At 70.3% G+C, this 22,330-nt stretch carries 29 protein-coding genes and 2 pseudogenes; 15 read left to right on the top strand and 16 right to left on the bottom strand.

The window, feature by feature from the left end; genetic code table 11:
- Window positions 1–519 precede the first annotated feature (519 nt).
- Window positions 520–792, top strand: a pseudogene (locus OG556_RS39765) (barstar family protein); the annotation flags it as partial.
- Between the two features lie 179 nt (window positions 793–971).
- Here OG556_RS39765 and OG556_RS39760 read toward each other — a convergent pair.
- Together OG556_RS39760 and OG556_RS39755 are read right to left on the bottom strand one after the other, a co-directional pair.
- Window positions 972–1,388, bottom strand: a complete 417-nt coding sequence (locus tag OG556_RS39760; protein ID WP_331742829.1) for a RidA family protein — start codon at window positions 1,386–1,388, stop codon at window positions 972–974.
- A gap of 47 nt (window positions 1,389–1,435) precedes the next feature.
- On the bottom strand, window positions 1,436–1,942 hold the full coding sequence (locus OG556_RS39755; protein ID WP_331742831.1) for a cupin domain-containing protein: 507 nt from the start codon (window positions 1,940–1,942) through the stop codon (window positions 1,436–1,438).
- A gap of 87 nt (window positions 1,943–2,029) precedes the next feature.
- Here OG556_RS39755 and OG556_RS39750 point away from each other — a divergent pair, with 87 nt between their 5' ends.
- Window positions 2,030–2,533: a MarR family transcriptional regulator gene (locus OG556_RS39750; RefSeq protein WP_331742833.1), complete on the top strand. Its 504-nt coding sequence runs from the start codon at window positions 2,030–2,032 to the stop codon at window positions 2,531–2,533.
- Window positions 2,534–3,201: 668 nt separating this feature from the next.
- Window positions 3,202–3,579, top strand: a complete 378-nt coding sequence (locus tag OG556_RS39745; protein WP_371523185.1) for a DUF5958 family protein — start codon at window positions 3,202–3,204, stop codon at window positions 3,577–3,579.
- A gap of 462 nt (window positions 3,580–4,041) precedes the next feature.
- Here OG556_RS39745 and OG556_RS39740 read toward each other — a convergent pair whose 3' ends face one another.
- The gene (locus OG556_RS39740) at window positions 4,042–4,626 is read right to left on the bottom strand and encodes a DinB family protein (protein WP_331745352.1); all 585 of its coding nucleotides are present in this window, start codon (window positions 4,624–4,626) and stop codon (window positions 4,042–4,044) included.
- Between the two features lie 211 nt (window positions 4,627–4,837).
- Between OG556_RS39740 and OG556_RS39735 the strand changes: the two genes are divergently transcribed.
- From OG556_RS39735 to OG556_RS39700, 8 genes are all read left to right on the top strand, one after another.
- Window positions 4,838–5,158 carry a hypothetical protein gene (locus OG556_RS39735; protein WP_371523183.1) on the top strand — a complete coding sequence of 107 codons (321 nt, stop codon included), beginning with the start codon at window positions 4,838–4,840 and terminating at the stop codon, window positions 5,156–5,158.
- Between the two features lie 170 nt (window positions 5,159–5,328).
- The gene (locus OG556_RS39730; protein WP_331745348.1) at window positions 5,329–6,702 is read left to right on the top strand and encodes an NUDIX hydrolase; all 1,374 of its coding nucleotides are present in this window, start codon (window positions 5,329–5,331) and stop codon (window positions 6,700–6,702) included.
- The gene (locus OG556_RS39725) at window positions 6,699–7,178 is read left to right on the top strand and encodes an NUDIX domain-containing protein (RefSeq protein ID WP_331745345.1); all 480 of its coding nucleotides are present in this window, start codon (window positions 6,699–6,701) and stop codon (window positions 7,176–7,178) included. The genes OG556_RS39730 and OG556_RS39725 overlap by 4 nt, the downstream gene beginning before the upstream one ends.
- Window positions 7,179–7,548: 370 nt before the next feature.
- Complete coding sequence (locus OG556_RS39720) at window positions 7,549–8,031, top strand: NUDIX domain-containing protein (protein ID WP_331745342.1); 483 nt, start codon at window positions 7,549–7,551, stop codon at window positions 8,029–8,031.
- 105 nt (window positions 8,032–8,136) lie between these two features.
- Window positions 8,137–8,298 (top strand): hypothetical protein, encoded by a 162-nt coding sequence (locus OG556_RS39715; RefSeq protein ID WP_331745339.1) that lies wholly within the window; start codon window positions 8,137–8,139, stop codon window positions 8,296–8,298.
- Window positions 8,295–8,759 (top strand): GNAT family N-acetyltransferase, encoded by a 465-nt coding sequence (locus OG556_RS39710; protein ID WP_331745338.1) that lies wholly within the window; start codon window positions 8,295–8,297, stop codon window positions 8,757–8,759. The genes OG556_RS39715 and OG556_RS39710 overlap by 4 nt, the downstream gene beginning before the upstream one ends.
- A 62-nt stretch (window positions 8,760–8,821) precedes the next feature.
- The gene (locus tag OG556_RS39705; protein ID WP_371523212.1) at window positions 8,822–9,268 is read left to right on the top strand and encodes an HIT family protein; all 447 of its coding nucleotides are present in this window, start codon (window positions 8,822–8,824) and stop codon (window positions 9,266–9,268) included.
- Window positions 9,269–9,270: 2 nt separating this feature from the next.
- Window positions 9,271–9,981: an ATP-binding cassette domain-containing protein gene (locus OG556_RS39700; protein WP_331745334.1), complete on the top strand. Its 711-nt coding sequence runs from the start codon at window positions 9,271–9,273 to the stop codon at window positions 9,979–9,981.
- 79 nt (window positions 9,982–10,060) lie between these two features.
- On the opposite strand, the gene OG556_RS39695 is transcribed toward OG556_RS39700, so the two are convergent.
- Window positions 10,061–10,384 (bottom strand): hypothetical protein, encoded by a 324-nt coding sequence (locus OG556_RS39695; protein WP_371523180.1) that lies wholly within the window; start codon window positions 10,382–10,384, stop codon window positions 10,061–10,063.
- Between the two features lie 167 nt (window positions 10,385–10,551).
- On the opposite strand from OG556_RS39695, the gene OG556_RS39690 reads away from it, so the two are divergent.
- Together OG556_RS39690 and OG556_RS39685 are read left to right on the top strand one after the other, a co-directional pair.
- Window positions 10,552–10,971 carry a hypothetical protein gene (locus OG556_RS39690; RefSeq protein WP_331745328.1) on the top strand — a complete coding sequence of 140 codons (420 nt, stop codon included), beginning with the start codon at window positions 10,552–10,554 and terminating at the stop codon, window positions 10,969–10,971.
- Window positions 10,972–11,269: 298 nt separating this feature from the next.
- A pseudogene (locus OG556_RS39685) lies at window positions 11,270–12,117 on the top strand (IS5 family transposase).
- 428 nt (window positions 12,118–12,545) lie between these two features.
- Here the strand turns inward: OG556_RS39685 and OG556_RS39680 are convergent.
- The 9 genes from OG556_RS39680 to OG556_RS39640 all read right to left on the bottom strand — a co-directional run bounded on the left by OG556_RS39680 (window position 12,546) and on the right by OG556_RS39640 (window position 18,143).
- Window positions 12,546–12,929, bottom strand: a complete 384-nt coding sequence (locus OG556_RS39680) for a hypothetical protein (RefSeq protein WP_331745325.1) — start codon at window positions 12,927–12,929, stop codon at window positions 12,546–12,548.
- Between the two features lie 790 nt (window positions 12,930–13,719).
- The gene (locus tag OG556_RS39675) at window positions 13,720–14,094 is read right to left on the bottom strand and encodes a hypothetical protein (RefSeq protein WP_331745323.1); all 375 of its coding nucleotides are present in this window, start codon (window positions 14,092–14,094) and stop codon (window positions 13,720–13,722) included.
- A 40-nt stretch (window positions 14,095–14,134) separates the two neighbouring features.
- Window positions 14,135–14,317, bottom strand: coding sequence for a hypothetical protein (locus tag OG556_RS39670; protein ID WP_371523179.1), 183 nt, complete (start codon window positions 14,315–14,317; stop codon window positions 14,135–14,137).
- 21 nt (window positions 14,318–14,338) lie between these two features.
- Window positions 14,339–14,938 (bottom strand): hypothetical protein, encoded by a 600-nt coding sequence (locus OG556_RS39665; RefSeq protein WP_331745319.1) that lies wholly within the window; start codon window positions 14,936–14,938, stop codon window positions 14,339–14,341.
- A gap of 147 nt (window positions 14,939–15,085) precedes the next feature.
- A complete protein-coding gene (locus tag OG556_RS39660) occupies window positions 15,086–15,268 on the bottom strand; it encodes a hypothetical protein (RefSeq protein WP_331745317.1) in 183 nt (60 codons plus the stop codon).
- Between the two features lie 650 nt (window positions 15,269–15,918).
- Window positions 15,919–16,245, bottom strand: a complete 327-nt coding sequence (locus OG556_RS39655; protein ID WP_331745315.1) for a putative quinol monooxygenase — start codon at window positions 16,243–16,245, stop codon at window positions 15,919–15,921.
- Window positions 16,246–16,717: 472 nt separating this feature from the next.
- Window positions 16,718–16,885: a hypothetical protein gene (locus OG556_RS39650; RefSeq protein ID WP_331745313.1), complete on the bottom strand. Its 168-nt coding sequence runs from the start codon at window positions 16,883–16,885 to the stop codon at window positions 16,718–16,720.
- Complete coding sequence (locus tag OG556_RS39645) at window positions 16,873–17,721, bottom strand: NAD(P)H-binding protein (RefSeq protein ID WP_331745311.1); 849 nt, start codon at window positions 17,719–17,721, stop codon at window positions 16,873–16,875. Before OG556_RS39645 ends, OG556_RS39650 begins: the two co-directional genes overlap by 13 nt.
- Window positions 17,721–18,143 carry a nuclear transport factor 2 family protein gene (locus OG556_RS39640; protein ID WP_331745309.1) on the bottom strand — a complete coding sequence of 141 codons (423 nt, stop codon included), beginning with the start codon at window positions 18,141–18,143 and terminating at the stop codon, window positions 17,721–17,723. The genes OG556_RS39645 and OG556_RS39640 overlap by 1 nt, the downstream gene beginning before the upstream one ends.
- 87 nt (window positions 18,144–18,230) lie before the next feature.
- On the opposite strand from OG556_RS39640, the gene OG556_RS39635 reads away from it, so the two are divergent.
- Window positions 18,231–18,821 (top strand): TetR family transcriptional regulator, encoded by a 591-nt coding sequence (locus tag OG556_RS39635; RefSeq protein ID WP_331745308.1) that lies wholly within the window; start codon window positions 18,231–18,233, stop codon window positions 18,819–18,821.
- Between the two features lie 79 nt (window positions 18,822–18,900).
- Here the strand turns inward: OG556_RS39635 and OG556_RS39630 are convergent, their stop codons facing one another.
- The 3 genes from OG556_RS39630 to OG556_RS39620 form a co-directional block, all read right to left on the bottom strand.
- The gene (locus OG556_RS39630) at window positions 18,901–19,032 is read right to left on the bottom strand and encodes a hypothetical protein (protein WP_331745306.1); all 132 of its coding nucleotides are present in this window, start codon (window positions 19,030–19,032) and stop codon (window positions 18,901–18,903) included.
- Window positions 19,033–19,300: 268 nt separating this feature from the next.
- On the bottom strand, window positions 19,301–19,621 hold the full coding sequence (locus tag OG556_RS39625; RefSeq protein WP_331745304.1) for a hypothetical protein: 321 nt from the start codon (window positions 19,619–19,621) through the stop codon (window positions 19,301–19,303).
- Window positions 19,622–20,571: 950 nt separating this feature from the next.
- On the bottom strand, window positions 20,572–20,736 hold the full coding sequence (locus OG556_RS39620; protein WP_371523174.1) for a hypothetical protein: 165 nt from the start codon (window positions 20,734–20,736) through the stop codon (window positions 20,572–20,574).
- Between the two features lie 57 nt (window positions 20,737–20,793).
- Between OG556_RS39620 and OG556_RS39615 the strand changes: the two genes are divergently transcribed.
- On the top strand, window positions 20,794–21,642 hold the full coding sequence (locus tag OG556_RS39615; RefSeq protein WP_331745302.1) for an IS5 family transposase: 849 nt from the start codon (window positions 20,794–20,796) through the stop codon (window positions 21,640–21,642).
- Window positions 21,643–22,330 lie beyond the last annotated feature (688 nt).

Below are 22,330 nucleotides of genomic sequence, written 5' to 3'. Positions count from 1 at the left end.
AAGAATTTCCGGTCCAGCGGTGCCGGCGGTGTCGGCGGGGCTGATGGCCGCTGGTGCCGGTGGCCCGGGGACGGGTGGTCAGGAGGCGATCCGCCCGCACACAACCGTCCTACGACCGCACCGGGCCGGGACACGGGTCAGAACAGCCAGGGCGGTCACCGATGGCAGACCAGACCAGCGGACAAGCCCCCCGGTCCCAGGGGAGAAAGCATGCCGGGACAGGCCGCGCGGCCGCCGCGGAACAGTCAGGACGGGGTTGGTTCAGGGGCTCGGGCGGGTTGCGTCCGGTGGCCGTGTGGAGGAAGCGCAGGGAGATGGCGAGGCCGGCGGTCACGGCGTCGAGGTCCTGGCGCAGGAAGCCGGCGAACGAGCGGACCGGTGCGGGGGCGTCCTGCTCGGCCTGGCGGATCCGCTGCGGCAGCATGCCGCCGCGCCGGTTGACCAGCAGGCCGCGGAAGCATCCGGGATCCTCGTCAACCCGGTCTGCGGCGGCCTGGGAGTCGTCGTGCAGCAGTCGGCGTGCGTCTGTGGGCGACGGCGTCCGCCCCCACCGGGTGCGCGGCGAACTCCGCCGGACCAGAGACGAGTTGTTCCACGAGAGGGGCCAGAGCCCTGTCGTTCCCGGCCTGCTTCGGTCACCACTGGGACGCCTTCGAGGAACGCCTCACCGGCACCCGCCACCCGTCCCGGCGGCCGGACCCGGCCGGGCTGCCGATCCTGGTGAGCGGGGCCGAGGCCGTCCTCGTCGACGAGCCGGTCCGCGAGCCGACGGCCCTGCTCCGGATCCTCGACGCGGCCGCCGCCGGCGAGGGCCCGTTCCTGCGGGTGCCGTTCCTCGGCGACGGCCCCGGCGCCGTGGGACGACGGCTGTGCGCGGCGGCCCGGGCCGTGTGGGCGGTCCGCGCCGGATCGAACGGCGATAGTACGGCGAGGGGTCCCACCGGCCGGTGGGACCCCTGCGCGCGGGTGGGTCAGCCCGCCGCCGCCGTCGGCCGGACGGCTACCGCGTCGATCTCGAAGAGCATCCCCGGCAGGGCGAGCGAGGCGACCCCGCTGAGCGTCTGCGCGGGCAGCCGGTCGCCCCAGGCCCCGGCCAGGGTCTTGCCGAGGACGGCCAGCTTCTGCGGGTCGTGGTCGACGACGTACGAGCCGAGCCGGACCACGTGCTCGAAGCCGAGGCCGACCCCGGCGAGCGCGGTGCGCAGGTTGGCGAGGGCGAGCTCCACCTGGGCGGCGAAGTCGCCGGGCACGACCTGACCGCCGGCGTCGGAGGCGTACTGGCCGCCGATGAACACCGGTTCGCCGGGCGCGGAGGCGGCGTGGCTGTAGCCGAACGGCGTCGGGTCGTGCAGGCCGGGCGGGTTGGTGATGGTGCGGGTGTCGGTCACGGGGTTCCCTGAGAATGGTTGGCGGGCCGGACTCGGTGCCGGGCGGCCTACGGCTCGGACCGGGCGGCTTCCTCCCGGGCGTCGCGCCAACTCGGCGACTCCAGGAAGTGGTTGTCGAAGAGGTCCTGCTTGGCGAGCAGTTCCTCGGCCGTCGCCTCGCCCGCGCGGATCCGTTCCAGCAGGCGGAAGTAGTCGAAGCGCTCCACCCCGGGGGTGATCACGATCAGCAGGTCCGCTCCGGAGTCCGGCGCCGCCGCGAAGGCGTGCGGCAGATGGGGCGGCACCACCACGAGGTCGCCGCTGCGGGCGGTGACCACCTCGTTCCCGACCAGCACCTGGGCCGAGCCGTCGACGACGAAGAACAGCTCCGAGGAGCCCCCGTGGTAGTGCGGAGTGGCGCCGTCCTTGCCGCGCCCCAGCGTGACGCGCAGGGTGCTCAGGGCGCCGCCGGTGGCGCTGGAGTCCGCCAGCAGCCGCCCCTTGCCGCCGAGCATTTCGACGGTCTCGGCTTCGTCGCCCCGTACCACCACGGCTTCCGGTCCGATCAGCGTCATTGGCCTCTCCCCTACAGCGAGCACTCCGATAGTTCCCTGGCTGATAGTACTACGTCTAACTATCTCCCATCGAATAATATTGCCCCCATGGATCACGTGGACGTCATGCTCGACCAGTGGAGCCGGGAGCACCCGGACCTCGACCTGGCGGCGGTCGGCACCGTCGGCCGCCTCGGCCGCCTCGCGCTGCTCGCGGGCCGGGTCATCGAAGAGGTGTTCAAGCAACACGGCCTCCAGCGCGGCGAGTTCGACGTTCTCGCCACCCTGCGCCGCTCCGGAGCGCCGTACGAACTGATGCCCTCCGAACTCGCCGCACTCCTGCTGATGTCACGGGCCGGCATGACCAGCCGGATCGACCGGCTGGAATCGGCGGGCCTGGTGGAACGCCGCACCGACCCGGCCGACCGGCGCAGCGTCCGCATCGCCCTCACCGCCACCGGACGCGCCCTCGTGGACGCCGCCTTCACCGACCACGCGGCCAACGAGACCGCGCTGCTCTCCGCCCTCTCGAACGAGGAACAGGCCACCCTGGACGGGCTCCTGCGCAAACTGCTCGCCGACGTCGAGGGCACGCAGAACCCGACGCCCTGACGCCCCCGCCCGACACCCCCGCCCGGGGTCCGGCCACCCGCGACCGCTGCGCAACGCCGTCGGCCGCCGTACACGGGGAACACGTACCCCGGCCGACACCCGGCGCGGCGTGCCGTCCGTGACGACCACCGCACCTTGACGCACTCCGCTTCCGCCACGGCCGTCGGCCCGGCCCGGCGCGGCGCCTGCGCCCGTTCCGCCACGGCCACAGCCGCGGCGGTGGCCGTCGGCCAAGCGGCGATCGGGTCACCCAGCCGGCAACACGGCCGGCACCCTCCCACCGAGCATCACCAGCGAGGCGGGCCCGACCGTGGCGCCGACGCCCGGCGCCGAGCCCGGCAGCACGATGCCGGGCGGGCCGACGGTCCAACCCACCGACGCCCTCGGGAACGACCAGGGCGTGAACGCTCGGCCCGACCGCCTCACGGTGGCGGACCGCGGCCGCACCGGTGGCCAGCGCGTGACGCAGGGCCCGCTCCGCCTGGGCATCGGCGATCCCCAGCCCCGCCGTGGGAGCGGGCGCGCTGACCCCCAGCGTCCAACCGAGCCGGACAGCGGACTCGCTGTCCACAACCCGCTCCACAGCCGCCGAACCGGCGTGGAATGATCGGACAATATTGGGGACCAGCGGTGACGACGAGCGAGCCATTCGACGTGAAGCCGGGAGGGTGGTCAACGAAGTCGCACAAGGCCTCCGCACATTGGACGACGGGACAACCTGGTTCTCAGCCCTTTCCCCGGAAGGGCGGCAGGCTGTGCTGCAAGAGGTCGCCGGCTACGCGATGCAGGCGCACATCACGGCCGCAGACGGGCACGCAGGAGTTGCCCAGTCCGGCGTGAAGCCCACAGCTAACCCTGCGGTGATGATCTGCATGGACCCGCCTCGCTATGGGTTCGCAGCACTGCCCGCCGACGAACACATCAAAGCGTTCCGCGTCCTCGTCTCGGTGTTCTCCGTCGCCGACACCCGACGCAGGCAGACGTACTGCAAAGGCGCCTGCGGACACACGTGGCACAACCTGCCTCCCGCAGCCGAGAGGCCGTAGAGGCGGCATGATGATCCAAATGAAGTCCTAGCCACCCATGTTGCGGCCAGGACGATCCCCGTCACACAGGCGCTGCGGAGCGTCTCGCACATCCACACGATCGGCGCCCCACCCACAACTCACCCCGGGCGGTTGGCCGCTGCGCCGGGGCCCGAAGGGTGGGCAATTACGGCGACACGACCCCTGGGGAATATCGCCGCCGTTCACACCGCCTGATCGTCACGCCCGCAGGGAAGTTGGAGGACAGGATGCACTTGGCTCGCTCCGGGAGATGAAGCGGTGTTCGGTTGGAGACCCTTGGTAGCAACCAGACGGGCCGACATCTGACGGCACCGACCCACACGCACACACCACTGGCACCACCGGCACCACCGGCACCACCGGCACCACCGGCACCACCACGCGAACAAAACCTGATCGACCGGCATCAGTCACCCGGGCCTGAACGGGCTCGCATCCTGGTCAGGGCGTGTCCACCGCCGCCCTGGCGGCCCGTTCGACCTCGGCGAACCGGGACTGCCGCCACGCGGCGTCGGGCTGCGAGTTCGCGTGACCCGACGCGGTCCCGGTGGCGCCGTCGAGGTGCTCGCGCAGGATGTCGGCGTGCCCGGCGTGCCGGTTGGTCTCGGTGAGCACGTGCACCAGGACGTTGAACAACGTGACGTCCGGACGGGGCCACCAGGGCACGTAGCCCGGCGCCTCGACGGTGAGGGCGCCGATCGTCGCGTCGGAGTGCTCCGCGACCCGGCGGTACCGGCCGATGATCTCCTCGCGGGTCTCGTGCTCGCTCGCCCACATCGCCTCCGCCCAGAGCCGCTCGTCGTCCCACCGGCCCAGCGGCTCGGGGCAGGGGCGGTCGAAGACACTGCCGAAGTACCGGTACTCGATGTTCGTGAGGTGCTTGACCAGCCCGAGGAGGCTCGTGCCCGAGCCGGTCAGAGGCCGGCGGACGTCGTATTCGGACAGCCCGTCGAGCTTCCAGACCAGCACCTCCCGGACATCGCGCAGATCGCTGTGCAAGTACTCCTTGGCGAATTCATCGATCACGGGGAGGCAGTCTGCCATCCGCGGTCCGTGAGACCGACCCGGGCCCGACAGGCAGACGACGAAGAAACGGCGCTGGGGGAAGCCGGGACCGATCGCTCCGCATCCACCGGCCCGGGCCCCTGACGAACGAACAGAAGAACTCGACACGGAAGCGCAGGGCACCTCCGGCCCGCTCGCCAGGCTTGCCCTGGCCCTGCGCCACGGTGTGGGGGTGGACGGCCGGCGCCCGGCGTTCAGCCGAACGGGTGAAATGGGCGACGGCTACGCGCTGCGCGACGTCCTCGGCCGCCCGGGCGTCCGCGCCCGTCTCGACCCCGGCCCGACGGCCGAGTTCGAACAGGCTCTCGCCGCCTGCGCACTGGGCTCCACCAGTCTCCCCGAGCCCGTCCGCGGCCGGCTGAAGGACACCCTCGCCCTCGACCGGGACCGGGAGGTGCTCGAAACCTCCCCGTTCGACCGGAGCTCGCCCGGAGGTAATCCACTTGAACACCGCATTCGAACAGCACCATCATCGGAGGCCACCAGCTTCTAGGAGGTTCCCTAACTCAGCTCCGCAGAAAGAAACTTGGATGCCGGATCGCCTTCTTCCAGCACACTCGCGCGCCCGCGCGCCGACCGTGCCCGGAGGACCGGAGGAGCTGTGGCGAAGACCGGCGCCGGCCGGCGGGCTGTGTCCGCCCGAGAGAGCGAGGAGTCCGCCCTGTGATCGACTTCGACATGCTGACCGGCCTCGCCTTCCGCGAGGGCGTCGAACGGATCGGCGTCGGCGTGGTGGTCCGCGACACCTGCGGTCGGATCCTGATGATCCGCCGAGCCGCGCACGACGCCCTGCCCGGCCTGTGGGAGTACCCGGGCGGCAGCCTCGAGGCCGGCGAGCCCGTGGTGGCGGGCGCGGCGCGGGAGCTGGCGCAGGAAACCGGCCTGACCGGCCTGGTGCTGGAGTACGTGCGGCACCTGGACTTCACCGACCAGCGCAGCCTTCGAGTGCGGCAGTTCGTCTTCGCCACCGTCGTTCCCGAGGGCACCCCGGTCGTCCTCTCCGGCGACCACGACTGCCATCAGTGGGCTCCAGCGAATCGGCTGCCCACGACCAGCGACGGTCAGCGCGCGGTGATCGACTGGCTGGCCGGCCGCCTGGCGGTCCCGGGCTGGCGGCCGGTCGGCGGCCACCTGACCGCCATCGCCCGTCCCAGCGCCTACGGCTGCCTCCTGGTCACCGACCCCGCTGGCCGGGTCCTCGGGATGCGCTCGACCATCGACCCGGATGTGTGGAACATGCCCGGCGGCAACGTCGAGCACGGCGAGAGCCCCTTCGACGCCGCGCTGCGCGAGGCCCAGGAGGAGCTGGGCCTGGACCTGGCCGCGGAGAACCCGCAGGTGCTCCGGCGGCGCCTGGTCGCCGTGATCCACACGCAGGCGGACGCCGACTACCCGGTCCCGGTCGCCGGCTACGTGTTCGACGGCGGCACCCTGACCGCGGAGCAGCAGGCCCGGATCCGGCTCGATCCGGCCGAGCACACCGAGTTCCGGTTCGAGACGGCCCACGACTGGCGCTCCCGGATGACCCCCGCCCACTACCAGCGGCTCCGGCAGGTGCTGCGTGCCCGCCGCTGCGGCATCCCGCTCTACCTGGAGCGCCCCGCCCCGGACGGTGACGACTTCGAGGGCGTCCTGGTCTTCGTCACCGACCGCGCGGGCCGGCTGCTGATGCACCTGCGCGAAGACGGGCCGGGCATGGCCTGGCCCGGCTACTGGACCCCGATCGGCGGCTGGCGCGAAGCCGATGAGAGCGCCGAGGAGAGCGCGGTGCGCGAGGTCCGCGAGGAAGCCGGCATCGAGATCACCGGGCTGCGGACCCTCCCCGACCCGCACCACGACCTCGGCCTCCCCCTCACCCGCGTCCTGCACGCTGCCTGGGACGGCCACGAGAACGACCTGCGGCTCGGTGACGAGGGCCTGGCCGTACGCATGGTCCCCCTCGACGAGATCCTCGACCTGAAGGTCCCGCCCTACCTGCACCACTACCTGCCGCTGCTCACGCCAGCAGCTGGCCAGCCCGCCAGGGAGGCGCCGTGACCCGGCCCGGTCCCGCCGACCGCCCAGCCGGGGCGGACCCGCTGACGCTGGTCGTCGGCGTCCACCTCGTCCTGGCCCACGACGGCGCGGTGCTGCTCGGACAGCGCCGCAACACCAGCTACGCCAACGGGCTGTGGCACCTGCCGGCCGGACACATGGAGCCGGGCGAACCCATCACCCGCTCCATGGCGCGCGAGGCCGCCGAGAAACTCGGCACCACCATCGCCGAGGACGACCTCGAACTCGTCCACACCCTGCACCACCTCGACACCGACGACGGCCGCAGCCGCCTCCAGCTCTTCTTCCGCCCCACCCGCTACGACGGCCGGGTCCGCAACGCCGAGCCGCACAAATGCGCTGAACTCCACTGGTGGCCGCTCGACCGGCTGCCGGCCGGCATCGTGCCCTACACCGCGCACGCCCTCGCCGAGATCACCCGCGGCAACCCACTGTCCACCGACGGCTGGCCGACATGACGCCGCCCGCCCTCCCCGACGACGCCGACCGGCCGCTGCGCGCGAGGGCAGGCCCCTGCAGGCCAGCCGGTGGTGCGGGAGGCTGCACCGGCGACGGGCGACGGCTGTTCGCCGAGCGGCACAGGAACCAGTTCACGCACCGGCGCGAGACCACCGCCTACCGCCACCTCGCCCCGACCCTCGGCCCCGACCCTCGGCCCCGACCGAACCCCGACCCTGCTCACCGAGGACGCCCACTCTCTTGTCGTCGTCACCACCACGCTGCCCGGAACCCCCGTCATCAAGACCATCCTCGGCCCGGCCCTGGACTGAAGTCAGCCCCGTGAATTCCCCAAGTCCCCTTTGACCAAGCATCCTTGGAGGTAGTGCTGTGGAGAGCCTGCGACAAGCGGTGGCCGTCATCGTCCACGACCGGACTGGCGGCCGGGTCGCGACGGTCAACTACGCGACGAACAGCTGGAACACGACGCCGGTGTGGACGATCCCCGGCGGCAAGGTCGAGGCCGGCGAGTGCTTGGACGAGGCCGCCGCCCGTGAACTGGCGGAGGAGACGGGGCTGGAAGTCGACCCGTGCGACCTGCGGCTGGTCCACACGATCCAGGTCCGCCAGGGCTGGGACGGCAAGGGCCCCTTCCTGCTGTCGGTGTTCCTCGCCACCGCCTGGCGGGGCGAGTTGACGAACACCGAGCCCAGCAAGCACCTCGCCGTGGCGTGGTCGCCCGAGAACGGACTGCCGCTGCCGATGTTCCCGACCGCCCACGCCGCCCTGGCCGCCTACCTGTCCGGTGGCCGCGGGTTCTCCACCCACGGCTGGGCCGAAGGCGCCGACCCCCGCGACCTGGTCCGGGACTGAGGACCGGGCCTGAGGCCTGGTGCTGAGGATGGCCGTGCGCCACCGCCGCCCGCCCGAGCCGCAACCGGCGCCCGACAGCGGGCCATCGCCGACCAGCAGCCCATCGTGGAGGAGGACACCGCCACCTCCCCCACCAACCGGGCCCCGTACGCCTACCGCACCGCGCACCGGCCCGACGGCGGCACCGACCGACACACCGCGTCCGCCCCGGCCTCCCCCGACAACCACCCGCACGACCCACCCAACCCCGGAGGCAGCCCCGCATGACCGGATCCCCCGTACGCCCCGCCGGCCCCCAGGACGCCGACGAACTGCTGCGCCTGCGCGTCGCGGTACTCGACGGCGCCCAACTCACCGACGACTGGCGGACCACCTTTCGCGACGACATGCGCGAGCGCCTCGGCACCGACCCGAACCTGCTCGCCTACGTCGTCCCCGCCGACGACGGCACACTGGCCTCCTGCGCCATCGGCATCGTCTACCGCGGCTACCGGGGCCCCACCCACCCCACCGGCCGGTGGGCCCGGATCCACACCGTGGCCACCGACCCCGCCCACAGGCGCCGCGGGCACGCCCGCGCCGTCACCACCACCCTGATCCAGGCCGGCTGCGGATCGATCGAGCTGCGCGCCACCGAAACCGGAGCCCCCCTCTACCGCACCCTCGGATTCGACCCCGTCGACGGCTACATGACGCTACGCCCCGGCTCGGAAGGATGGACGCGGTGACCGACTTCGACCTCGACGCCTACAACGAGCGGGCCCGCAACGGCCCCTGCTTCATCTGCTCCATGCTCGCCGGTGAACCCGGGTACGAACACCGCATCGTCCTGGACGACGGCGTCCACGTCGCCTTCCTCGACCGCTACCCCACCCTGCCTGGCAAACTCCTCGTCGCCCCGCGTGCCCACGTCGAGGACACCGTCAGCGGCTTCGCCGAGGACCAGTACCTCGCCCTGCAACTGGTCGTGCACCGCGTGGCGACCGCGCTCGCCGCGACCGTCCCCACCGAACGCCTCTACCTGCTGAGCCTGGGCAGCATGCAGGGCAACGCCCACGTCCACTGGCACATCGCCGCCCTACCGCCCGGCACCCCCTACGAGCAACAGCAGTTCCACGCTCTGATGACCGAAGGCGCGGGCCTCCTTCCCGACGACCCCGGCCGGGACGAACGCCTCGCCGCCGACCTGCGCACCCGCCTCGGCCACCCCTGCCGTCACGACCAGCCAGGGGCCTGACCATGGGCTTCGTCCCACCCGAGCGGTTCCTTCCCACCCTGCCGCACGGCACCTCCCACGCCGGAGCCCTCCTCACCGACCGCCACGACCGGCCGCTCCTGCTCACCTCCCTCCACCCCGGCGAATACCAGTACCCCGGCGGCCCCCTCGACGACGAGGACCCGTGGACATGCGCACTGCGCGAGACCGCCGGGGAGACCGGCTTCGTCCCCGCCGCCCTCGACGACACCCCCCGCCCCGCGTCGGCGCCACCGAGATCACTTCCCTCGGCGCCGTCAACAACCTGTACGAGGAGGCTCTGTTCGTCACCGACCTCGACCACCTCCAGCGCGAGGCCGACCGGCGCGCCATCCCCACCGGCCGCACCAACCCGTCCGCACCACCTCGCGGCCGACACCCCCTTCACCTGCCCCGGCCGCACGAACCCGGCCCTGTCCGACATCACCCTGCGGATCCCGCGCGGGCAGGTCGTCGCCCTGGCCGGCAACAACGGCTCCGGCAAGTCGACGCTCGCCACGACCCTCACCGGCCTCCGCCTGCCCGATACCGGCCGGATGCTGTGGGACGGCGTCGATGCCGAGACCGCCGATCGGGACCAGCTGTTCGCCTCCGCCGCCGTCCTCGAACAGGGCTTCCAGCAGTCGCCACTCACCCCAACCTCAGCCGGCCGCGCCTTCCTCGATGAGGCTCGTGATCTCCTGAAGCGCCCGTGAGCTTGACGCCTATGCAGAGTTCCGGGAGGTAAGACTCGTCCGTGCGCAGGCCAGCGGCCGGGGCCCGACCTTGGCAGATCTAGGCGCGGCTATCCCGGGCCTGCTGGTAGAAACCGATCGGGTCGGCGGGCATGCCGTCGAGGTGGGCTACTCCGTATGACAGTCCGTCATGGTCGGTCCACACCTGCGCCCGGTACTCCCGCTCACCGGGACGCCGCCGCTGCTCCTGGGTCCAGCCGATCCTGCTGCCGCCGTGGAAGACCTGGACCTGTTGTTGCGGGTCATCCCCGTTGGGCGTGTACCAGCCGCCCCGGCGCACAGTCAGCCCGAGCGCGGGCCAACCGGCCGCGACCGAACCCAGCAGCTCGCCGAGTTCCTCGGCGGTCATCGGCTCCTGCTCCAATGTGATCCCCCCCTCCTCACTTCGCTGTAGGGACGGCACTCTAGCTCCCCGCAAACGGACCTGCGGCGATTTCAGGGGAAGGCCCCGGGATGGCGGCAGCATGCTCGCAACACGCTCACGGCGGCGGCAGACTGTCCCCCCAGGAGCCAGTTCGGGGGAGGGCGGCATTGACCGGATTCGAGACTGGCCGGGCGGCCCACGAGGTACGCCGGGTGTTCGTCGCAGCGGACCGGCGCGCGTACCCGGCGCACGTGTACGTGGTGGTCCACGAAGGGCTGGGCGCCGCCAAGGTCGGTGTTTCGTGGAAGGGACGCCACGACTACCGGGTGCGCGAGCACATCGCCTACGGCTGGCGTGAGCACGACCGGATGGAGTTCCATGACCGGCTGCTGGCAGAAGCCGTGGAGAGCGGCGTAATCCGGTCGCTCCGGGCCCGCGGGCTGCCACCGTGTCTGACGGCCACGCAGATGCCGCAGGGCGGCGCGACCGAGACCGTGGCGCTGGCCGAGATGCCGGCTGAGCAGCTGTGGGCGTTGGTGGAGAGCACTGCCGCCCGGACCCGTATCGAGTACGTGGTCCGCCAGTAGTGGCGAGGCCGGAGGTGTGATCACCGGCTACAACGCGCACCCGCCCGAGTCGGCACCGTCGCTGTAGAGACCAGTGGCCATCTACCCAGCGCCATCCTCACTCGCGGTTACCGCGAAGGTGCTCGGAGAACGTCGATTGCTCACCTGGCTGCGTAGGTTGTAAGTGAGAGCACTTGTCGGTGGGTTCCAGCATCATCAGCGGAGATTCCCCCCAACTGTCCGGCTTCGGTTCCTGCGGCACGGACTCGTTTTCAGGATCTCGTGGCGGCCGGGTCCGTGTCCGCGATATTCATCAAACGTGACGGAACGACGCAGGTACCCATCGGACCTGAAGGACGATCAGTGGAAGCTCATCGAGCCAGTGCTGGTGGAGTGGCGACGCACCCGCGCCGAAGGGCGTGAGCCCACGACAGCGCTGCGTGAGGTGGTGAACGCGATCCTCTACGTCGCACGCGCCGGTATCGCCTGGCGCTACCTGCCGCACGACTTCCCGCCCCACACCACGTCTTCGGCTACTTCAAGGAGTGGGAACGCGACGGCACCACCGAGCGGATCCACGACACGCTGCGTGACCAGTTGCGGGCGAAGAAGGGCCGTCGGATCCTGCCGAGCGCCGCGATCGTCGACGCCCAGTCGGTGAAGGCCTCGCCGAACGCCCAGGCCGACAGCCAGGGCTGGGACGGCGGGAAGCGGGTCAAAGGCCGCAAGCGCCATATCGCCACCGACACCCTCGGCCTGATCCTGCTCCTGATCGTCACCGCCGCGGGCGTACAGGACTCCGCGGGCGGTAAGCAGGTCCTGGACGCCCTCGCCGCCCAGTGGCCCGCCGTGACCAAGGTGTGGGTGGACGCCGGCTACAACAACGCCGTCGTCAGGCACGGCGACGACCTCGACATAGACGTCGAGGTCGTCGCCCGGGACAAGGAACAGAAGGGCTTCGTCGCGCAGCCGATCCGCTGGCGCGTGGAACAGACCTTCGGGATCATGTCCCGGTATCGGCGGCTCCACCGTGACTACGAGGAACTGCCGGCCCGGTCACGCTCGATGATCCAGTGGGCCATGGTGAACTCCATGACCAGCCGCCTGACCGCCAGCCCGGACAGAACCGGGCAATACCTCCGCCCGAAACCCCTCGCGGCAGCCTAAATCGGTATCGAACACCCTCTGACGGCGGACCGGCCGCGCAGGGCAGGCGGCAGCGCATGTCCAGCCCGCGCAGGGCTGGTGGGGGGGTGCAGGGGGGGAGGATCCCCCCGCTGGTAGGCGGGTCCAGCGCCGCCGGGCGCTGGCCACGGGTGCGGGGGCGGAGCACGCCGCGCCTGGCCATCCACTCGGCTGCAGTCCGCGGCGGTTCTGCCGTTGCCGCCCGGTCCCGGCCTGGTTGGCGGGGCAGGCGGGGGTCCCGGGAGAGGGAGAGCGAAGGGGAGGGTCCGGCCGTCGTTTGACCTGTGCTGATGCAGAGTGAGGTCACGGCGGTGATCCAGGTCACCAAGATCGCCGATATGCCCTCATGCAGGCGGTGCACGACGCTGATGCGGTAGCCGGAGTCGGGGCCCGGTTTGGCATCAAGTTCATTAACACCGAGGGATGTTGGGGTTCCGATCGACGGTGTTCGCGTTGTTGTCGACATATCCGGCGAACGTCCAACCCGGTGAGTACACGTAGTTCGAAGCGCCCGGGTACCAGACGTAGGTGACGCGGTACCAGGTGTCTCCCCAGTTGCCGATGCTCTCGCCGACCTGCCAGCAGTCGGCCCAGATCTCGGAGCCCGGAGGCAGATCCGCCGCGCCGGTCTTGCCCGAGGTGTTGGGGTTGTTGTAGATACCGACCCAGTTGCTGGTGGTTGTTCGGACCCAAGCGGAGGCAGCGGCGCTGTCTGCCCCCGAAATCACCACACCAGCGCTGATTGCCAAGGCCGCCGCGACTGTTCCGGTGCGGCGTCCCACCTTGATCCTCATACGTTGCTCCTCGGTGTCTGGCGCGAGTAGTGCGCTTCGCCGGCACGACGGTACCCGCCGCACCGGATTGCCCGTCGTGGCCCGGCCGTTGGCCGGACCTGTCTCGTCATCGGAGACCGGAACCTGCAAGACGCCTGCTTCCGACGGGCCGTGCCCGATGGGCACCCAGCGGAAGCGGTTGCCCAGAGGCTGTGGGCAGGCGTCTTCGAGCTGTCCTGGTACCGTGCCCGTCCCCGTGCCCCAGGTTGACAGGCCAACACCCGGATGAGGAAGGAGGAACCCCATGCGAAGCGGTAGAACGTCGCCCGCGACGGGATTGTCAGCCACGCGCACCGCGAATCGGCGGACCTGCACCTGAGACGGGTGAGATACCACCAGGTCCAGTGGGACCGGCCACGAACCCGCAGGACAACCGGTGGTCCCCACGACGGAACGCCCCCGTTTTACCAGAAGGGTTGAGACGAAGTGGAAGATCGGGAGCACGCAGGATCTGGCGAGCAGCAGGCCAGCGGGCCGAGCGCTCGTCCGGGGGTTGAGGAGTATTCGACCGGAAACCGGTGCCCGTACTCCTCTGCGACCGACCGCTGGAGACAATGCCCGCAGGGCCGGACCCGCGGTCGGGGGGTTCGGCCGTCCCGGTGTCGTGCGGGACGGCCGGCGCAGTCTCGCCGGGTCGAGGTAGAAGTCGAGGTCGAGAGGGAAGGGGGTGGTAAGGCCGGTGGTCTCGCCGACCCCGACGACCGTGTCGTGCGCAGTGTCTTGCGGGCCGACGCGATGGAGGCCGGGATGGTCAGGCCGAAAAGTCCTCGATGAACGCGTCCAGGCCCCTGGACAGGTCCAGTGGCTGAAGTTCCGCGTCGTAGTCGACCCACCACATCACGGGGGTAGTGGGGGCGAGTTCGTGTAGCACGGTGTAGATGACGGTCAGGGGTGCCGAGAGGGGCGCGCGGTCTTCGAATGAGAAGGCGTGGTGTCGCAGGTTGTACGACAACTCTGTCGGCCGGCCGGGTTCCAGCTGGGCCTGGATCTCCAGGAAGTGTTCGAAGGCGCCGCTCACCACGGCGTCGGGCCAGTGCCTGGTGACGCACTGCTTCACTTGGTCGCCCGTGAACGGCCAGGGGCCGACCTGTTCCTGGTCAGAGCTGATGTAGTAGCTGGCACCCACCGGTGTTCTCGTTTCTCTCGGTGTATCTCGTTGTGTGGTGTCAGGGTTCGACCCGAACGCGGCCGGTGACGCCCTGAGCGGTCATTGGGCCTTGGAGGTAGGCGGACGCTTTGCGATCGTTGGTGATCAGTTCGAGGTGGTTGACTTTGTTCCGGGGATCCTTGAGAGCCGACGCGTACTTCTCCGGATTCTTCGCCTCGCCGTCCATGGTGTTCTCGTACACGAAGTCGATCACACCATCGGCTCAGTCGGAACGGCGACTTGCAGCTCTTCTGTTGACCGATGTAGTTCGCGTCGATCGCCGCCCCGTCCTCCGGTCGCACTCCGTCGGCGTCCATGCCCAGCTCCCGGCCCTTTCCGGGTCGGTCACCGTGGTGTACAGGCGGTACTCGGTCGATCCGGCCACCCGGACCTGGTAGGCGCGCCGCGCGTCGATCTTGGGATCGCCCTTGACGGACGGGCCCAGCGCCTGGAGGGTACGGCCGTCCGCTTCCATCTGCGTCATCCAGGCGCGGATGTCGGCCTGCTGCTGCGCGGGCAGCACCGGGAACGGACTGGTCGGGTCGTGGGGCAGCGGCGGCATCCCGGGGGTGACCGTGAACGGGGGCGGATTGGGGGCGGGGGCCGCTGCGACGTCGGTTGCCCCGGCGCGTACGACGGCCGTGGTCGCGGTGGCGGTGACGGCCACCCCGACCGGGATCAGATTCGCCGCCGCGGCGTCGACAACGGCCGCGGCCTCGGCGAGCACGGCGAGCTCCGCGCTGCCCTCGACCGCCGCGGCCATGGCGACCGCCGCGGTTCCGGCCTCGGCGGCGATCGCCGCCTCGCCCCCGGCAGCCGCCACATCGGATCCACCGAGCGTGACGACGGTCAGGGGATGCCGGCGCCCGCGACGATGCCGGCGGGATCGCGAGGTCTTCGAGCTTGTCGCGCAGGTCCTCGACCTGCTTGGCGTAGGCCTCGCAGGCCTGTCCGAGCTTGTATCCCGCTTCTACGCGGCCGGATCGTACGCGGCGGCGAACTTCCTGCCCGCGTTGTCGCCGCCCGCCATACCCGCAGCATCGTCCATGGAGAACACCAGGCTTCGGTAGAGCTGCACCCCGGCGTTCTGCAGGTCCGTGAACCCGGCAGAGGAGATGAGCACGTCCGCCGGCTTGACGTGAAAGCTCGTCACTGCCGCCCCCGAAAGACTCAATACGTCACCGTCTCCACCGTAGCGCGCCAATGACGTCCGATGAACTGCAGAAGGCGACGTCGGCGACAGGCGTGGTGGCCGGTGCACAGCACAGGCCGAAGAGCGTCCCGGGCATTTCCCGGACCGAGGAGATTCGGCAGCTTGCCCTGGGGCGAGGGGAAGACGGTCGGGTGGTTCTCGTCGACGGCGGCCTGCTGCTGTTGCCTCCAGGCGTCGGATGCGTTCCTGAGGACCTGCCGGGCCTCGGCGTCGACCCTCCGTGTTGGGGCCTTGGCCAGGCGGGTGGGGCTGGCGAGGAGTTTCACCACGCTGGTGAGGCAGACGGTGCAGTCGAGACACTCCGGGGCGGTGTTGAGGCAGACCTACTGGAAGGCGCTGTGTGAGGGTGGAGGTGGGGGCGCGCTTCGGGCGGGCCCGTCCGGGGACGGTGACGCGCACCCCGGCCGCAACCACGACGTAGTGCTGTCGGCCCGCCCCAGCCGCCTGTATCGATCGCGCTGGCCTTCTCGGAGCAGACAGGAACGGGCTGGTCGTCGGCGACGCCAGGCGCTCACGTCACGCGCAGCCGCTCCGGCAGGGAGCCGGAACGACTGACTCCTACGTTCCTTGGACGTGGCGATCCGTGGATGTCACCGGGGGGAGACTTCGCTCATCTCCGCCCAGCCGTCCATGCCGTGGATCTCGGTCGAGACGATCTGCGGCTTGGTTGCCACCGCGTACGACATGTCCTCCATGGCCTTGGTGAAGTGCGCCGACTCCACGTGTTCCCTGCCTGCGTCGCCGTCACGGAAGGCCTCGACCAGGACGAACTCGTTGGGGTTGTCGACGTTGCGGGACCACTCGAAGAAGAGGTTGCCGGCCTCGCGGCGGGTGGCCTGGGTGAAGTCGTCGACAAGGCTGAGCCAGTCGTCGGCGCGCTCGGGGCGGACCGCGAACTTGACCGTTATGAAGATCATGAGACTTCCTTTCGTTCCACGTTTACACGTAGCAGTACGGGTAGGGACAGGCTGCTCAGCGAGCATGGTTGTAATCGTCGCAGGTCAGGCGGGTGGTCTGCGACACAGAAAGCGACACACGCCGCTGGCTCGCGATCACAGGAGGGCCGTCAGAGGCCAGCCCCGGTGATACTGATCTCGGCGCCAAGTGGCAGCCCGGGCGGTGAGACCCTGTCCAATGATCGGCCCCGCCCGAGCGGGGATGTACTCGGCCGCCGGCCTGAACAACGTCAGGGCCACTGGTGCGGCCGGTGAGCAGCCAGCGACATGGACTGAGGTGAGAGGCCGGGCCGACTGCTGGCGCCGACGCGGTCTCGGGCTCTGTTCGTGACGGTGAGCCAAGGCGTCAGTGGGCCGAGTGCCTCACCTGTGCCTGGCGCAGAGCCGTCTCCCCGCTGGTGTGGACCTACGCGAGCCCTACCGCCACCTCGACTCACCGCCCACAGCCAGGCGTCGTGCCAGCCGTCGTAGTCGCCGGAGGTGACCGGAAGGCGGTTTCTACGACTTCTCCGATGTCCGAGCCACCGTAGACGACCAGGCCGAGATTACGCAGGGTGTCGAACCCGAACTGCTGATCGCCCTGGAACATCAGCTGCTGCATCGCATCTCTCCCTCGAGGAAAGCCCGGAAGGTGCGCGGGGGCCGACCGGTAAGACGGTGGACGGCGTCGGTAGTGCGGTCCTCCGCCCCTCCGGCGATAGCACGGTCCATGTCGGCCAGCATTGCGGCGAACTCCACCGGTACCTGCGTCGTGAGGCGATCGCGCATCTGCTTGTAGGACAGACGGCGGTGGACGACGGGCCGGCCGGTGACCTCGGAGATGCTTGCGGCAATGTCGTCGTGGCTGAGTGCCTCAGGTCCGGTGAGGACGAGATCGGTGTTGGGGGCTTGCTCGTCGGTCAGAGCGCGCACGGCGACGGCCGCGATGTCCTCGGCGTCGACGAAGCCGACCCGGCCAGTTTCGGTGGCGGTCCAGATGATGCCCTCGTCGCGGATGCTGCGAGCATGCGCGTGCGTGCCGGTGAAGTTCTGCATGAACCACGAGGGCCGCAGTACCGCCCACTGTTCGAACAGATCGGGCAGGGCCTGGTGCACCGTTCCCACCGCCGGGCCGCCCTCGGGGATGGCCGAGGAGCTCAGCAGCACCGCGCGGCGCACACCGACGGTGCGGGCCTGGTGGAGGAACGGCAGCATGACTGCCGCAGGGCCGGAGTCACCCGGGGGCGGTACGAGGTAGACGCGGTCGACGCCGTCGAGAGCGGCCGCGTGGGTGGTGGGGTCGTGCCAGTCGAAGGGGACCGGCTCAGCCCCGGCGACCGGGGTGGCCTGACGGCTGGCGGCTTTGACGCGGTGGCCCGCGGCCGTCAACTGCGCGGCGGTGCGGCTTCCGGTGGTGCCGGTGGCACCGATGACCAGAGTGGTGCGGGCGGTGGTCATCAGCTGCTCCTGGTGAAGTCGGCGCCGGGTTCCTGTACGGCGAGGGGGTTCCAGTAGTCGCGGTAGGAGGCGATGTGTCCGTCTCGAACGGTCACGACGGCGATGTAGGTCATGTCGAAGGGAGCGTCGCTCTCCACCAGGCGGCCGACGCCGCGCATCTCGACCACGATGGTCTGTGGATCGGTGGTCTGGTGGATCCGCAGGTCAGGGAAGTCGTGCAGGTCAACGTGATCGGGGTAGTGGCGCATGTAGGCGGCGACGGCCTCCTTGCCCTCCAGGCGCCGGGGCCAGCCGTCGGGGGCGAAGGGGAACTCCATGAGGCCGTCCTCGGCCCACAGGGCGACCCACGCGGGTATGTCCTTGTCGAGCAGCAGTCGCAGGCTGTGGCGATACAGATCCGCCGGGGAGGTCGGTGCGGACATGGGTATCCTCCAGAACATAGAATCCGGACCTTGGGTCCGCTTCAACGATATGGACCACGGGTCCGTTTTACAAATGGAAGGAGCGGCATGCCCGAACGCCAGTCGTCTCGCAAGGACGCCATCCGCAACCGGGAGGCCGTGCTCGCGGCCGCCGACGCCCTCTTCACTCGCCGCGAGAGTCCCGAGGACGTCACCATGGCCGACGTCGCGGCAGCGGCCGGAGTCGGCAAGGGCACGCTCTTCCGGGCCTTCGGTGATCGCGCCGGTCTGCTCCGCGCGCTGTACGAGGCACGGCTCGAACCGATCAGGCAGGCCGTCGAGACCGGCCCACCACCCCTGGGGCCCGCGACCCCACCGCGGGATCGCGTACCCGCCCTGCTCGATGCCGTCCTGTGCTTCAAACTCGACAACCGGCGCCTCGCGCTGGCCCTGGAGGAAAGCGGGAGCATCAGCCCGTACCGGGCGGAGCACTACGAGCGGTGGCACGGCCTGCTCCAAGCCGTACTGGAACAGATCCCCAGCGTGGCCGACAGCGGCTTCACCGCCCACGCCCTGCTCGCCGCCACACGAGCCGACCTCGTCGAGCACCTGGCCGCAGAAGAGCGCATTTCGCGGGAGGAAATGCGGGCACAGTTCGCGAACTTCGTCACCGGAGTCCTGGCCTCCGGCTCACCGTAAGGCCAGCCCCGGCCCGTCTGCCGAGGCGACGGCTGGGCTCCCCATCCGAGGAACCCGGTCGTCACGGTTCCACGCGGGACTACCGGCACAGTCTCGCTGGGGCGAGGTCTCGGGGGAACGTGTCGGTGAGCTGGGTGGTCTCGCCGGCCTGGACGAGGCGGTCGGCGTAGAGGCCGCGCTCGAGGTGGCCGAGGTCCTGGTCACGCGGCACCGCTGAGGGTCATCGGCAGGCGGGCCAGGCGCAGCGGTGCGGTGTTTGGCGGTGGCCTGGCTGCCGGTGGCAGCCGCGGTGCGGGCGGTGGCGGGGGCGAGGTCGGCAATGACGCAGCCGGCCGCGTAGAAGTCGAGGACGGGAACCGACTCGCCGCTGGGGGCGTCGACCCAGCGCGGCCCGTCAGGGTAGGGCTTGCGCATATGGGCAGCCCACGAAGTGGTCACGCGGGTGATGATCGGGCTGTCGCATGATGGCGCGTCGCCGCTCAGCGCGGTCCTCCGCTCTCCATCTGGGCCCATTCGAGAAGGTCCTCGATGGCGTCGAGGAGCTCGTCCGGGGTGCGGAGATCGCGATGTTCTTGCCGGATCTGGCCACTGGCCCAGTCGCCGCACTCCAGCTCGGCTTCGCCGCTGTCCCAGACGATGAGCACGGCGGCATAGCCGTCGGTCTCCACCGTCATCCATGCGCTGGTCTTGGGTCGACCGTCATCAGGTGATCGTTGGATGTCACCCGTGACCCCGCGTGATCGCAGTTGCTCCTCGTTCTCGGTGAACCAGGTATGGAGCCTCTGCGGCAACTCATTCATTCCGCTCTACCTCTTGTTTGCAGCCTCACGGCATGGGAGTGCTCGCGACAACGTGACGGCCGGAGAACGTGGCTTGGCGGGCCTGGGCCTGCTCGCGCATCTGCTGGCGGAGCTGCCGGTAGGCGGGGCTGGCTGCGAGCGGCGGCGGCGTCGGCGCGGAGGTCGGGTCCGTCGTCGGCCGGACGGGTGCGGCCGGCTCGGTGGCGGGAGCCGGGCGGAAGCACTATCGGACCCGGCTGTCAGGACAGCGGACCGGCCAGCAACTGTGCGGCCAGGTCGTGCAGTTCGGCCACCAGCTCCTTCGTCAGCCCGCCGCAGTGCTCCTGTTGGTCCTCCGCGAGATACAGCCATCGGCGGAGCGGCCGCAGCGGCGAGTCGGGGTCGTCGGCGGGGGCACAGCTCGAAGCCGATCCGCTCGGCCGCCACCAACGGATCGACGCGGCCGTCCAGCAGGTCCCGCAGGCAGTGCCGGGCCAGTGCCCGGTCGCGGGCCTTGAGGGTGGCGGGCAGCCGCAGCGCCGGCCAGAGTTCCTGCTCCAGCTCGGCCAGCAGCCGGCGCGCCTCCAGAACCTCCCCGTCGGACAGCACGCCGAGCTCCCACAGGCTCGGGGTGTCCGCCCCGCCGGCCAGTGCCGTCCGGGCGGCTTCCACCGCCGCGGTGACCGTCTCCGGATAGCCGGCGGTCCCGCGCTCCAGCAGCACCCGACGCAGCGGTTCGAGTGCCTGGTCCAACTTCATGGCGCGAGCGTAGCCGCCCACTCCGGTATGGAGCGACGGGATTTGAGCCGGGGCAGCCGGATGGTGCGCCGGCCGGTCTCGAGGTCGTCCATTCCGCCTGCGCGGAGGCGACCCCGGTGCTTGAACTACCTGCCCACCGACTTCGCGCTCGTCCTCACCGCCTCTGCGGACGAGCACAGGTGACGACGTGTGGCCACGCCTGCGGGGGTTGGTCAGCCGATCACGGGCACCGACTGGACGATGCCGTTGTCGTCGACATGGAGCCAGACGCGGTCTGCCTGGTAGTCCATGGGGATGTCATGGCCCGGTGGAACGGCTCTGAGAGGGTGTTCGATAGGGGAATCCCCCCAACTGTCCGGCTTTCGCGGGCTCGGCACGGACGCTGTTCCAGGATCCTGTAGCGGCCGGGCCCGTGTCAGCGGTATGGATCGACTGTGACGGAACGACGCCGGTACCCCTCGGACCTGAAGGACGATCAGTGGCAGCTCGTGGAGCCGATGCTGCTGCGCTGGAGGTCGGCTCGCGCCGAAGGGCGCGAGCCGACCACCGAACTGCGTGAAGTGGTCAACGCGATCCTCTACGTCGCGCGGACCGGCATCGCCTGGCGCTACCTGCCGCACGACTTCCCGCCCCACACCACCGTCTACGGCTACTTCAAGGAGTGGGAACGCGACGGCACCACCGAGCGGATCCACGACACGCTGCGTGACCAGTTGCGGGCGAAGAAGGGCCGTCGGATCCTGCCGAGCGCCGCGGTCATCGACGCCCAGTCGGTGAAGGCCTCGCCGAACGCCCCAGCGGAGAGCCAGGGCTACGACGGCGGGAAACGGGTCAAGGGCCGCAAGCGCCACATCGCCACCGACACCCTGGGCCTGCTCCTGGTGCTGATCGTCACTGCCGCGGGTGTCCAGGACTCCGCCGGCGGCAAACAGGTCCTGGACACCCTCGCCTCCAGGTGGCCCACGGTGACCAAAGCGTGGGTGGACGCCGGCTACAACAACGCCGTCGTCAGGCACGGTGCCGCTCTGTCCATCGACGTCGAGGTTGTCGCCCGCGACAAGGAGCAGAAGGGCTTCGTCGTCCAGCCGATCCGCTGGCGGGTCGAGCAGACCTTCGGGATCATGTCCCGGTACCGGCGGCTCCATCGCGACTACGAGGAACTGCCGGAGCGGTCACGCTCGATGATCCACTGGGCCATGGTCAACTCCATGACCACTCGCCTGACCGCCAGCCCCGACAAAATCGGGCAATACCTCCGCCCGAAATCGCCTGCGGAAGCCTAAATCGGTATCGAACGCCCTCTGACGTGGGTGACCTCAGGGTGGCTCTGCCGGATGTGCGCCTCGGCTTCGGCGGCGGTGGTGCCGACAAGTCCAGGCCACCGAACGAGCTCCTCGCTCCATTCATCTGCCACGGGTCGCTCCCTTGGGTCGGTGACACTCGTGGTGGGTCACCGCCAGGTCCTTCCCATGATCGCGTCATCCCATTCCTGGCCGCAGTCTCCGGGCACTGTCCGCCCGGCCCACCGCCGCTCCCGCTGCGAGGGAGGCGAACATGGCTCGGCCGCTCCGCCCTCTACCGAGCCCTCGCCGCGTACGACGAAGCCCGCCGCCACCAGCCGGGGCCCGACGCCATGCCGGCACGCTCTGATTGCGTGAACGATCATGCGAAGCGGGGCACATGACAGCTCTGCGCGCCTGCGGGGACCTGCGGTGGTCGGGCCGCTCCGCCGGACCTGAGATCGTTCCCGGAATCGGGGCCAGAGCCGGTTCCAGGAGGGCACCCGGTGAGGAGGGAGAGCTGCTTCTCGGCGGCCGTCCTACCGCCGTGGTGCCGTCGGGTAGACCTCGATCCGCGGGCCGCCCCTGGCTGGGGCGAGGACGGCGTGGCTGCTTTGGACGGTGACCCTGCGGCAAGGCCGACTCCCCGAGGGGAGCAGGGAGGGCTACCGGGACGTCGCCGAGGCGGATG

Origin of the sequence: Kitasatospora sp. NBC_01300 (assembly GCF_041435235.1) — a bacterium.
Lineage (GTDB): Bacteria > Actinomycetota > Actinomycetes > Streptomycetales > Streptomycetaceae > Kitasatospora.
This window is presented reverse-complemented; position numbering and strand designations above follow the sequence as displayed.